Raw genomic sequence first — 11,765 nt, 5'->3', positions numbered from 1 at the left:
CCTGCAAAATGTAGATCCTCCGAAAAAATCTGTCAAACAAGCGTTTGATTTTTTCCCGTCTCGGTGTATTTAGATTGGGGACGGTTGCCGGGCGCGGAGGTGAAGGCGTCGCGGTGTTGTTGCGAACGGAGGATGCTGTGGATTTCTCGCTCAATCCGGAACAGACGGAATTGAAGAACATGGTGCGAGAGTTTGCTCGCACCGAGGTGGCGCCGGTCCAGGAGAAGATGGATCGCGACCACGAATTCCCTTACGAGCTCTGGCGCAGATGGGGCGACCTCGGGATGGCAGGGATCATGATCCCGGAAGAGTTCGGGGGCAGCGGGCTCGACTCGCTCACCTATGTCCTCGCGATAGAGGAAATGGGCGCGGTGAGCCAGACGTTCGCCCTCATTTGGCAAGTCCACGTCATGGTTGCCAATATGTACGTGCAACTCGGCACGCAGGCGCAGAAGGAAGAATGGCTGCCGGCCTTTGCCAACGGTTCCAAGCTCGGCGCGATCGCGCTGACAGAGGCCGGCGCAGGCTCCGACGCCGGTGGGATGCGAACCAAGGCGACGCGAGAAACCAACGGCCAATGGAAACTGAACGGCAACAAGATCTTCATCAGCAACGCCGGTACCGCCATCAGCGACGGAACCGTCGTGATGGCGGTAACTGGCCAACGTTCCGATGGTCGGAATCTGATCTCCTCATTCATCCTGCCAACAGGCACGCCCGGCTACGAGCTCGGTCAATCGTTTGACAAGATGGCTTGGCACGGCATGGACAATCGCGAGCTGATCTTCAACGACGTGCTGCTGCCGCAGGACAACCTCCTCGGCGTGGAGGGGGCGGGGCTAAAACAGGCGCTTTCGGCATTGAACCTTGGGCGGATCGTGTTTGGTACGCTTGGTTGCGGGTTGATTCAGGCATGCCTCGAGGAGGCTCGCGCTTACTCCCAGAGCCGGCACCAGTTCGGAAAGCCGCTGAGTTCCTTTCAGCTCACACAGGCCAAGCTCGCCGATATGGCCGCCCATGCGGAGGCTACCCGCCGTTTTGCCCACTACGTCGCGTGGATGCATGCGAAAGGCATGGAGTGCCACACCGAGGCGGCGATGCTCAAGCTCGTTGGCACACGCCTGGCTGTCCAGGCGGCAACCGACGCCTACCAGATCCATGGCGGGTACGGGTTCATGCACGAATACCGTGTCAACCGCCTCTATCGCGAAGCCCAGATACTTGAAATTGGGGAGGGCACCACGGAGATCCAGCAGTTGCTGATCGCCCGTGCCTTGGGGTGCTGAGATGACCGGGAAGCTTTCAAGGGAACTCGTATCCCACCTGTTCAAAACGATGTGCGAGATTCGTACCTTCGAGCTCGTCGCTGCGGAACGTTATAAAAATGGCGAACTGCCGGGTTTCATCCACCTTTCGCTCGGTCAGGAAGCTTGCGCGGCTGGTGCCTGTGCTGCCCTTCAAGCCAACGACTACATCACCAGCACGCATCGCGGGCACGGGCATTGTCTGGCGAAAGGCGCTGATGCCAAAAGGATGATGGCCGAGCTGTTTGCCAAAGCGCAGGGCTATTCAAAAGGACGCAGCGGATCCATGCACATCGCGGACGTGTCGGCGGGCGTGCTGGGGGCGAACGGTATCGTTGGTCAGTCGATGGGATTGGGTATTGGTGCTGCTCTATCGCTCCAGATCCGCCAGCAGCCGAACGTGGTCGTCGCCTTTTTTGGCGAGGGCGCATCCGGCGCCGGTATCGCCCACGAAGCGATGAACATGGCGGCGATCTGGAAGTTGCCGATCGTGTTTTTCTGCGAAGCAAACCGATACGCCGAACTTTCCCCCTACGAGGTGCACGTCGCTGTCAACGACGTCGCGTCCCGGGCCGCTGCCTACGGATTCGATGGGGTTGTCGTTGACGGTGAAGATGTCATGGCCGTCTATTCGGCCGTCAAGGTCGCAGTCGATAAAGCCAGGCGCGGGGATGGGCCGAGCCTGATTGAGGCGAAAACCTTTCGGTGGCACGGCCACTATGAGGGGGATCCGCAGGTCTACAAGAACGACGAGGAAAAGAAGAACGGCCAGTCTTTCGACCCGATCCTGCGTTTGAAAGAGCGCGCGGCCGGCTACGGGCTGACTGTCGACGATCTTGCCGGGATCGAACAGCAGGCAATCCAGGAGGTTTGCGAAGCTGCCGATTGGGCCGCTGGGCTTCAGAGCCCGCCGCCATCTGTTCTTGTCGAAGACGTCTATGCGGGAGATGAAAATGCCGCGGCTTAAATACTATCAGGCGCTCACCCGGGCGATCAGCGAAGAGATGGCACGTGACGAATCCGTCATTCTGATGGGTGAAGACGTGGGCGCCAGTGGCGGCATCTTCGCGCAAACGCGGGGGCTCTACGACGCCTTCGGCAGCACGCGCGTTCGCGACACGCCGATCGCGGAGAATGGTTTCGTCTCCGCGGCCGTCGGAGCAGCCATGACGGGGCTAAGGCCTATTGTCGAAATCGGTTTCGAGGATTTCCTCACATGTTGCATGGAGCCGTTGGTGAACCAGGCGGCAAAGCTTCGCTACATGCTTGGCGGACAGGTAACCGTTCCAATGGTGCTCTACACGTTTGGCGGCGGCGGCGTGAACGCCGGTCCCCAGCACTCCCAGAGCCTCGCGGCATGGTTTGCCCATGTCCCGGGACTGAAAGTGATCATGCCATCTACGCCTGTAGATCTGTTGGGGATGATGAAATCGGCGATCCGGGATGACAATCCGGTTGTCTGCCTGCTCAGCAAGAAGCTCATTGGAACCTCCGGCGACGTGGGAGATCCAGGCGACGAGACATTGGTTCCGCTCGGCAAGGCGTCCGTACGTCGTGCGGGACGCGACGTTACCATCGTCACAATGGGGCAAATGGTCCAAAGCAGCCTTGCCGCTGCTGAGCTGCTTGCATCGCGCGGTTGCGAGGCTGAAGTGATTGACCTTCGTTCGATCAGCCCGATGGACTCAAGTGCGGTGCGGGCCTCAGTCGAGCGGACGGGCCGATTGTGCGTGGTCCACGAGGCGCATAGCCCGTTCGGTGTTGGGTCCGAGGTGATCGCCCAGATCGCCGAAACATCGCTCGACAGGTTGAAGGCTCCTCCCTGCCGGGTTACGCCCCCCTTTGCCCCTTGTCCGTTTACCCCGTCGCTGGAGCAGATCTATCTGCCATCAGCCCAACGCATCGCCGACACAGTTTCAGAAATGATGGGGGTCGTGGCATGACGTACGAGACAATCCTTGTGTCCACCGAGGACACCGCGCGGTGGATCACTTTCAATCGCCCCAAAGTGCTCAATGCCATCAACCGCAGATGCGTCGCCGAATGCACCGCCGCCGTGCGTGAGGCCGAGCGGGACGCTGCTGTTCGCACGATCATTTTCACCGGGGCCGGTGATCACGCCTTCACCGCGGGTGCCGATATCAGCGAGCTTCGCGATTTCAGTACAGCCGATGTTCTCGACTATAACAGAGGCTGGCTCGACCTGTTCCGCACGCTAGAGCTTTGCCGCAAACCGGTCATCGCTGCGGTGAAGGGATGGGCCACGGGCGGGGGAACGGAGCTTTCGCTTGCCTGCGACTTCGTGCTCGCTGCGGAATCGGCCCGGTTTGGCCTTTCCGAAATCAACATAGGCGTCATCCCGGGCGCCGGAGCAGCAATACGTTTGACGCGCTTCATGGGGCGATTGCGTGCCAAGGAACTTCTGATGCTCGGGCGGTTGCTATCCGGCGCGGAGGCCGTCGAGTGGCAATTGGCCAACCGCTGTGTGCCCGAAAGTGAACTGTTCGCGGCGGCGACGGCCTTGGCGCTCCAGCTTGCCGAAAAGGCACTCCTTGCGCTGGGGGCCGCCAAGGCCAGCGTCAATACCGGTAGCGAAGCGAGTTGGGACGTGGCGCTGGAATACGAGCTTCGGGAGTTCGCAAGCCTGTTTTCAACCGAAGACCAGAAGGAGGGCATGAGTGCCTTCCTTGAAAAGCGTGCACCGCAATACACGGGCAGATAGGAGCAGGTCATGAAAATCAGAGTGAAAGTGCCGAAGCTGGGTCTGACGATTGAGGAAGTCACACTGTCATCTTGGGAAAAGAACGAGGGTGATAGCGTGGCTGCCGACGAGGTCATAGCCACCGTTGAAGGTGACAAGGCCAATTTCGAAGTCGTGTCGCCGGCCGCCGGCCGCCTCTTGCAAAGGGTCGCAAATGTCGGCGATCTGGTTCCGATCGGCGGCGAGATCGCCATCGTCGAGATTGGCTGATGGTCGCTCGTGGACTTGTCTACGAAGAATTTGAGCCGGGCGCGGTGTATCATACCGCGCGAATGACGGTCACAGAGAGCTCGATCATCGATTTCGCGCTGCTTTGGGATCCGCAACCGTTTCATATCGACCGTTTTGCCGCGCAGGAGAGCATCTTCGGCGAATTGATCGGAAGCGGTCTCCAGACCCTGATGTTGAGCTATCGCCTCTATTTTGATCACGGGCTGGTCAAGGACACCGCTTTGGCCGGGCTTGGGATCGACGATCTTCGCTTTGTCCGGCCGCTGAGGCCAAATGACACGATATGCGTCCGCATCACGGTGCTTGACAAACGGCCCTCCAAGACCGCGGGACGAGGCATTGTTTCGCTGTTGTTGGAAACGAACAATCACAAGGGCGAGACAATACTGTCCTTGGTTCTCAAGCCCCTTGTTGTCGACGAGGCTGTCGGCCCGACAAATTCCGAGCGCCGCTAGAACGCCGCAACCCTGTCGTACCCGATCGAGAGTGCTTCGGCTTCTCGAAGCTTTGGCATATGTTTTTATATGTATATGATTATATTATATAATTTTCGAGATTTTGTTCGATGTAAATTGACTCTCTGAAGGCTGTGTGCAATCAAACGGTTGTTAGAATTCTTGTGTCGGGAGGACGCCATGGAAGCAGTCAAGAAAGATCTGCCCGCGACAACGCCGCTTAGTCAGGAGCAGATTGTCGTCGCTACCGCACTTGGATTGTTCATAATATTCTCCATCGCGACCGACGGCTTCCTTTCGGTCGACAACCTCCTGTCGCTTCTCAAGAACGTCTCCGTCCTTGGGGTGCTTGCGCTCGCCATGTCGGTCGTGGTCATCGGCCGTGGGATCGACCTGGCAATCGTGCCGGTGATGGTTATTTCGACCGCTTTTTTTCTCGTGCTCTACAATAGCGGGATGTCCCCGCTGATTGCGGGAGCCTGTGGTCTCGGCTTCGCGTTGGCGGTGGGCCTGGCGCAGGGCGTGTTGATCGCATACGGCGAGGTCCCGGCCATTTTCGCAACGCTTGCCGGAGGCGTTGCCGTCTACGGATTTGGTCAGTTTTTTTTGATCGAGCAGGACGTGAACTACCTGCCTGACGATGCGACATTGCTCCCCTTCGTCGGGAACACGAATGCTCTTGGGATCCCGTTGATAGTCTACGCGCTGGTGCTCATCGCCTGCGCTTTTCACGTCTTCCTCCGCTACACCAAATTCGGCCGTTTCGTTTACGCAATGGGCGATAATCCTGCCGCCGCCCGGCTCGCGGGCATCTCCGTGCGGACCATGACAGTGCTTCAATACATCCTGTCGTCGCTGACCGCTTTCATTGGTGGACTGATGACGCTTGCGTCGGTCTCAAGCATGAGCACCCGGATCATCAACTCGACCATGGTGTACGACATCATCTTGGTCGTGGTGATAGGCGGTATCGGACTGAATGGGGGGAAGGGCGCGGTGAGAAACGTGCTGGCCGGAACGGTACTCATCGGGATTCTACTCAATGGCATGACGCTTCTCGACATCCCCTACTCGATACAAAGCATCGTCAAGGGAGCGATCTTGCTGCTGGCCATACTTGTCGATTCTTACATGAACCCGCGAGACGAACAGACAGAGAAGCAAGGCGACATATGAGCCTTGGGCCCTCGACTATCACATCTTTCAAGAGGAGGAGGATTTCGATGCCAATACTGAAAGCAACTGCGATTGCGGTCTTTTGCGCAGCCGGCCTGATGGTCATGCCGGCATTCGCGGAACGCCCTGACGATGGCCTTAGCGTCAAATCTTACGAAGCGCTAAAGGGGAAGAAAATCGTCTATATGCCGCTCGCTTTGAGCTACGACATTTCGCAGGCTTGGGTGGCGGGGCTTGAGCGCGAAGCGACGCGATTGGGATACGAAATCATCATTCGCGATCCGAATTGGGTCACCGACAATTTCGTCCAGGGAATGCAGGCGGCAATCCGCGAAAAACCGGATCTGCTTGTAATCCAGCCACCGGATACGACATCGCTATCGCGCGTCGTGCGCAAGGCACAGGAAGCGGGCATCCGTGTCGTTCAAATCAACCAGATGACCACGGCGCTCCCGGACATTTTTGTCGGAACCGACTTCTATTCCGTCGGGCTGGAAAACGGAAAGGTCGTTGCCGGAGCGTGCGGGAATGATGGGCGGTCCGGGAAAGTGGCGATCATCACCGGTGCCGCGACAGCGCCCGCCAGCATCAATCAAGTCAAAGGAATCATGGATGGACTCGCCGACAATGCGTCGATTGAGGTCGTGGCAACGCAGGCAGCCGACTGGGACCCGAGCAAGTCCAATGCGATCGCCTCAACGCTGATCAAACAGCATCCCGATCTCTGCGCGATCATCGATGCCTGGGATGGCCAGGCCACAGGTGCCGCCAGCGCCATTTCGAATGCGGGCATGAAGGGAAAGATCATCCTCGCGACTGAGGGCGGTGGCGAGATGGCGGCCTGCGCCAAAGTCAAGGACGGCACCTACAATTACTATGTAAGCATGGATACCGCCAATCAGGCGCGCGACCTGAATGCCGCGGTCAAAATGCTGTTGCAGACCGACTTCAAAGCCGGGTCGATGCCGTTCGCGCTCTATTCGAGAAACAAGGTGCTGTCGGCTGACACATTGAGAGCCGACTCTTGCTGGACCGTCGACGACATCCGCAAGAACGGCGGCTAGTAGGCGATTAAAGGGTGTAAGGGAGGCCATTCCAATGGCAGTGAACGCATCTATTACTCGTCTTCGCTACAAGCTCCTTCCAGATCACTTGATCGGCGAGCTTCTGTCGAAATCCTGGATCGATACTGCAATCCCGGTCATGTTTCTCGTCCTCGTGATCACGGTTTTCGGGACAATCGTACCGGGCTTCTTTGACCTTTATGGTCTCTCGGACATCGCCCGGCAGTTCGGGGAGGTTGGATTCATCTCGATCGGGTTGGCGATTGTTATCCTGTCCGGTGGAATAGATCTGAGCGTCGGCGCAGTCTTCGGTCTTTGCAATTTCGTCGCGCTTGCTCTCATCCAGGGCCTGGGAGTCCCCATTCCGCTCGGCATCGCATTGTCGATCACCCTTGGGGGCGCAATCGGCCTTGTCAACGGCATACTCGTGGGCTTCTTCCGGTTGCGGGCATTCTTGACGACGCTCGTTACGCTGATCATCACCCGTGCTGTGCTGGAGAGCCTGGTAACTTTCTACGGGGATCGGGTGATTGGCGAGCCCGAAAACTACGAGCTTTGGGAGTATCTCGGCGAGGGCGCGATCCTCGGCTTTCCCCTCAGTTTCGTAGTGATGATCGCTGCTGCTGTGTTTTTCCACATCTTCCTGACCAGAATGCGCATTGGGTGGCATGTCCAGGCCGTGGGCGGATCGCGACGCTCTGCGCACAACGCAGGTATCAACGTCCGCGCCATTGTCTGCCTTGGTTATGTCATTTCGGGAACCTGCGCTGGAATAGCAGCGAGCCTTTATGCAGCCCGGCTGACGAATGCGGGTGCTGACGTCGGCAACGGCATGGAGATTTTGGCGTTGACGGCTGTGGTGCTTGGAGGCAACAGCCTGGGCGGAGGGCGGGGATCGGTCAGCAAAGCCCTGATCGGCGCGATTACAGTGCTGCTGATCACCAATAGCATCATATCGCTCGGCCTAAGGAGTGGAGGCACCAATCTGGTGCTGGGTCTCATTCTTCTCCTTGCTGTCGTCGTCGACGTGCGCTGGATCAAGAACCGGAGCAAGATCCTGTCCCGGGTCTACATTTCTCCGACCTACTTCAAGATGCCGTCCTGTCCTGCAACGGACCGGGATTCCAGCACTGTCTTTGCCATGAATGACATGCTCGCCAACGCCGAGCCGATCGGGTTGGACATGGTCGATGGTGCGGAAGACGTGATTTTCGATAGCAAAGGGCATCTCTACACGGGCAGCCGTCATGGCAACGTGATGAGGTTCAGCGCTCCTTCCTATGACAAGCCGGAGATCTTTGCTCATATAGGTGGTGCCACGCTTGGCTTTGCGATCGATCAGCACGACACGCTTCATGTCTGCGTATCAGGCATGGGACTCTATTCGGTCGACCAAAGTCGGACGGTGCGGAAATTGTCCGACCAGACCAACCGTAGCATGTTTTCAATACGTGACGATTCCCGTATCCGCTTTGCCGATGACCTCGATATCGCCGACGACGGACGAGTATACTACAGCGAGGCCACCGTGCGTTTCGATATATACGAATGGGCGTCGGATTCCCTGGAGATGCGCGGCAACGGCAGGATCCTCTGCTACGATCCCAAGAACGGGTCAACGCGAACCGTCCTGAAGAATCTTATCTTCCCGAACGGGATCTGTATGGCGCACGATGGAGAGTCCCTCCTGTTTGCCGAGACTTGGGCGTGCCGGGTAAGCCGCTACTGGTTTGGCGGGCGAAAGGCCGGAACAGTTGAGATTATCGCCGACAATCTGCCCGGCTACCCCGACAACATTAATCGCGCGTCCGACGGGACCTTCTGGGTGGCGTTGCTGGGGATGCGGACGCAGGCCCTGGATCTCGCGCTGGAAATGCCTGACTTTCGCAAGCGAATGGCTCAACGCGTGGCCTTTGACGAGTGGATCTATCCCAACCTCAACACCGGCACGGTCTTGAAGATGACACTCGATGGCGAGGTTTTATACTCGCTCTGGGACAGCGCGGGCGAAACTCACCCGATGATCACATCGATGCGGGAGCACGAAGGTCATCTCTATCTGGGCGGGATCTTCAACAACCGCATAGGCAAGATCGCATTGCCGGATGCCGATCCCGCATGGTCGGGGCCGCGTTCCTACTGGGGAGGCAGACAATGAGTATTCTTCGGCTGTTAGACTGGTTGCGCGGGGCTGGAGAATACGCCGTTACCATCCCCTCCATGGATGGTGCCCTCAAACCCAACGACGAACTGGATCATGCTTTAATCCTGGCAGCCATGGCTGAGCCCGACAACCTTATGGTCCACCAGGGCAGGCTGTTTTATTCAAGCGGCGGAACTGTTTTCACAAACTTCGACCAGCCGAAGTCGGAAATGCACTTTGATGCCGATGTGACCTGCCTCGCGTCCAACGGTGACAATGTCGTGGCGATCGGTCTGGACGCCGGCAAGCTGCTCGTCCGGGGAGGCGCCTTTGACGGCGCGGAACCCAAGCCCGACTTGGGTGGAGGAATTATTTCGCCGACTGCCTGCCTTTTCCGTTCCTCGTCCAGGCTCGTGGTCGCGTTCGGTTCTGCAACCAATCGACCATCGCGATGGAAATGGGACCTCATGGAAGGAAATGCTTCTGGCAGCATCTGGGAGTTCGACCTCGCGGCAAGGACCTCCCGCAAACTTGCAGGCGGTCTTGCCTGGCCCAACGGCCTGCTCGACCTTGGAAACGGCGAACTGGCGTTTTCCGAGAGCTGGCGCCATCGCCTCATGAAGATTGCTGCCGATGGACGCGTGACGCAACTCTTGGATGAATTACCGACCTACCCGGCCCGGCTTTCGCGGGCAAGCAACGGCGATATCTTGCTGGCGGGATTTGCTCCGCGCAGGCAGCTTGTCGAGTTCATATTGCGCGAACCTGCCTACAAACGGCGCATGATGTCTGAAGTGCCGGAAGACTATTGGATGGCTCCGGCTCTGAAGAGCGGCCGCGATTTCCGTGAGCCGCTGCAAGGGGGCGCAATCCGACATCTCGGGGTCATGAAGCCCTGGGCGCCGACTAAGTCCTACGGGCTTGTCATCATCATGGACAAGGATTTCAATTTCAAGACGAGCCTGCACAGCCGCATGGGCGGGAACCGCCATGGTGTCACCAGTTGTGTTGAACATGCCGGCCGGCTGATCTTTTCGTCAAAGGGCGGGGACATGGTTCTTGCATCGGAAATGGCATGGGGGACAGGCGCATGACCGAAATTCAAGACATTGTCGTACTGAAGCACGTCACCAAGGAATATCGCGGCGTTCCTGCCTTGCGCGACATTAATTGGTCTCTCCGCCGCGGCGAAATCCATGCCCTTTTGGGCGAGAATGGTGCGGGAAAGTCGACCCTGACCAAGATCATCGCGGGGGTGACGCCACCTTCGCACGGCGAGCTTTTCGTCGATGGTAAGGCTGCCAGATTCTTAAGGCCCGGCGAGGCGCTCGAACGCGGCATCGCCATGGTGTTCCAGGAGACGAACCTTGTGCCGACGATGACCGTCGCGCAGAACCTGTATCTTGGCGACGAGAAAGCTTTCAACAAGCTGCGCAAGCTGTTTATCCAGGCACAGCAGTTCATGCAGTCGCTGAACTTCGACGTTGATCCGTGGGCGACCGTTTCGTCACTCGGGGCCGCCAAGAAGCAAATGGTCGAAATCGCGCGCGCAGTCCTCAAGAACGCCGAGGTTATCATCTTTGACGAACCGACGGCGACGCTGACGCCGGAAGAAAAGTTCCATTTCTTCGCACTGGTCCGGCGCCTGCAGGCGCGCGGCGTGTCGATCATCTTCATATCGCATGCGCTTGAGGAAGCTCTGGAGATTGCCGACCGCATTACCATTCTGCGGGATGGCGAGCTTATCCGCTCCGCCGAGACCGCCGAGTTTACCCGCGAAAGCATCATCCGGTCGATGGTGGGGCGAGAACTGAGCGAGGAGCTCTACCAAACCCGCAGCAAGGTCCGTCCGGGAGGGCGGAAAATGTTGAGCGTTCAGAACGTGTCGATGGGGCAATTTGTCCGAAACACGTCCTTTTCCGTATACGCCGGCCAGATCACCGGGATTTTCGGCTTGATCGGCTCGGGGCGTAGCGAAACGGCCAAGATCATCGCCGGTGCCTATAAGCGCAACTTCTTCTACGGCGGCGAGGTCAACCTGTTTGGCAAGCGGATACGTTACCGGATTCCTCGGCCCGGCATCAAGGACGGCATCGTCTATGTCACCGAAGACCGCAAACTCGAAGGTTTCTTCGAGCATATGTCCATTGCCGAGAACGTCTACATCAACCGAATGGCCGCCGATCTGGAGAGCGGTATTCTGGTCAATGGCGGCGCGATGGATCGCCTGGCTGCCGAGTGGTCGCGCAAACTCAATATCAAGGCGCTTTCCGCCTCATCCAAGGTCATCGAGCTTTCAGGCGGCAACCAGCAAAAGGTCGTTATCGCCGCCGCATTGGCCAAGGAACCGCAGCTCATCATTTTCGACGAGCCGACACGGGGCGTCGATGTCGGAGCGATTGCCGATATCCATCGGCTGATCCGCGAACTCGCCGACACCGGTCTCGGGGTAGTGATCATCTCCTCGTACCTCCCGGAAGTACTCAATCTATCGGATCGCATTCTGGTGGCGCGAACCGGCAGGATCGTTGAGGAATTCGACGCAGCGAACGCGACCGAAGACAAGATCATGTTCGCCGCCGTTCACTAATCGCCGCCCTTTAGGGCGATGCATCGTGTCAGCCTGAAGAG

The 11,765-nt window shown here is 58.2% G+C and carries 11 protein-coding genes; all 11 read left to right on the top strand.

Going from position 1 to position 11,765, the window contains the following annotated elements:
• Positions 1 to 137 precede the first annotated feature (137 nt).
• On the top strand, positions 138 to 1,286 hold the full coding sequence (locus AC3WWH_RS26020) for an acyl-CoA dehydrogenase family protein (protein ID WP_058324335.1): 1,149 nt from the start codon (positions 138 to 140) through the stop codon (positions 1,284 to 1,286).
• Position 1,287: 1 nt separating this feature from the next.
• Entirely contained in the window at positions 1,288 to 2,271 is a 984-nt protein-coding gene (locus tag AC3WWH_RS26015; protein ID WP_058324336.1) for a thiamine pyrophosphate-dependent dehydrogenase E1 component subunit alpha, read from the top strand.
• Positions 2,243 to 3,247, top strand: a complete 1,005-nt coding sequence (locus AC3WWH_RS26010) for an alpha-ketoacid dehydrogenase subunit beta (RefSeq protein WP_245299259.1) — start codon at positions 2,243 to 2,245, stop codon at positions 3,245 to 3,247. Before AC3WWH_RS26015 ends, AC3WWH_RS26010 begins: the two co-directional genes overlap by 29 nt.
• On the top strand, positions 3,244 to 4,026 hold the full coding sequence (locus AC3WWH_RS26005) for an enoyl-CoA hydratase/isomerase family protein (protein WP_058324338.1): 783 nt from the start codon (positions 3,244 to 3,246) through the stop codon (positions 4,024 to 4,026). The genes AC3WWH_RS26010 and AC3WWH_RS26005 overlap by 4 nt, the downstream gene beginning before the upstream one ends.
• Before the next feature lie 9 nt (positions 4,027 to 4,035).
• Positions 4,036 to 4,275 (top strand): biotin/lipoyl-containing protein, encoded by a 240-nt coding sequence (locus tag AC3WWH_RS26000; protein ID WP_058324339.1) that lies wholly within the window; start codon positions 4,036 to 4,038, stop codon positions 4,273 to 4,275.
• Positions 4,275 to 4,751 (top strand): MaoC/PaaZ C-terminal domain-containing protein, encoded by a 477-nt coding sequence (locus AC3WWH_RS25995; RefSeq protein ID WP_058324340.1) that lies wholly within the window; start codon positions 4,275 to 4,277, stop codon positions 4,749 to 4,751. The genes AC3WWH_RS26000 and AC3WWH_RS25995 overlap by 1 nt, the downstream gene beginning before the upstream one ends.
• A gap of 180 nt (positions 4,752 to 4,931) precedes the next feature.
• The gene (locus tag AC3WWH_RS25990; RefSeq protein WP_058324341.1) at positions 4,932 to 5,927 is read left to right on the top strand and encodes an ABC transporter permease; all 996 of its coding nucleotides are present in this window, start codon (positions 4,932 to 4,934) and stop codon (positions 5,925 to 5,927) included.
• Complete coding sequence (locus AC3WWH_RS25985) at positions 5,924 to 6,991, top strand: sugar ABC transporter substrate-binding protein (protein ID WP_082641165.1); 1,068 nt, start codon at positions 5,924 to 5,926, stop codon at positions 6,989 to 6,991. The genes AC3WWH_RS25990 and AC3WWH_RS25985 overlap by 4 nt, the downstream gene beginning before the upstream one ends.
• Before the next feature lie 34 nt (positions 6,992 to 7,025).
• The gene (locus AC3WWH_RS25980; protein ID WP_058324343.1) at positions 7,026 to 9,149 is read left to right on the top strand and encodes an ABC transporter permease; all 2,124 of its coding nucleotides are present in this window, start codon (positions 7,026 to 7,028) and stop codon (positions 9,147 to 9,149) included.
• A complete protein-coding gene (locus AC3WWH_RS25975; protein WP_063891534.1) occupies positions 9,146 to 10,228 on the top strand; it encodes a hypothetical protein in 1,083 nt (360 codons plus the stop codon). Before AC3WWH_RS25980 ends, AC3WWH_RS25975 begins: the two co-directional genes overlap by 4 nt.
• 5 nt (positions 10,229 to 10,233) lie before the next feature.
• Entirely contained in the window at positions 10,234 to 11,724 is a 1,491-nt protein-coding gene (locus tag AC3WWH_RS25970) for a sugar ABC transporter ATP-binding protein (protein WP_058324357.1), read from the top strand.
• Positions 11,725 to 11,765: the final 41 nt, after the last annotated feature.

Source organism: Ensifer sp. EB106-03-01-XG145 (assembly GCF_058792075.1).
This window is presented reverse-complemented; position numbering and strand designations above follow the sequence as displayed.

Bases quoted from the DNA above. Each gene is read 5' to 3' on its own strand.
- AC3WWH_RS26015 (WP_058324336.1), top strand. From the start codon at position 1,288: ATGACCGGGAAGCTTTCAAGGGAACTCGTATCCCACCTGTTCAAAACG.
- AC3WWH_RS26010 (WP_245299259.1), top strand. From the start codon at position 2,243: ATGCGGGAGATGAAAATGCCGCGGCTTAAATACTATCAGGCGCTCACC.
- AC3WWH_RS26005 (WP_058324338.1), top strand. From the start codon at position 3,244: ATGACGTACGAGACAATCCTTGTGTCCACCGAGGACACCGCGCGGTGG.
- AC3WWH_RS26000 (WP_058324339.1), top strand. From the start codon at position 4,036: ATGAAAATCAGAGTGAAAGTGCCGAAGCTGGGTCTGACGATTGAGGAA.
- AC3WWH_RS25995 (WP_058324340.1), top strand. From the start codon at position 4,275: ATGGTCGCTCGTGGACTTGTCTACGAAGAATTTGAGCCGGGCGCGGTG.
- AC3WWH_RS25990 (WP_058324341.1), top strand. From the start codon at position 4,932: ATGGAAGCAGTCAAGAAAGATCTGCCCGCGACAACGCCGCTTAGTCAG.
- AC3WWH_RS25985 (WP_082641165.1), top strand. From the start codon at position 5,924: ATGAGCCTTGGGCCCTCGACTATCACATCTTTCAAGAGGAGGAGGATT.
- AC3WWH_RS25980 (WP_058324343.1), top strand. From the start codon at position 7,026: ATGGCAGTGAACGCATCTATTACTCGTCTTCGCTACAAGCTCCTTCCA.
- AC3WWH_RS25975 (WP_063891534.1), top strand. From the start codon at position 9,146: ATGAGTATTCTTCGGCTGTTAGACTGGTTGCGCGGGGCTGGAGAATAC.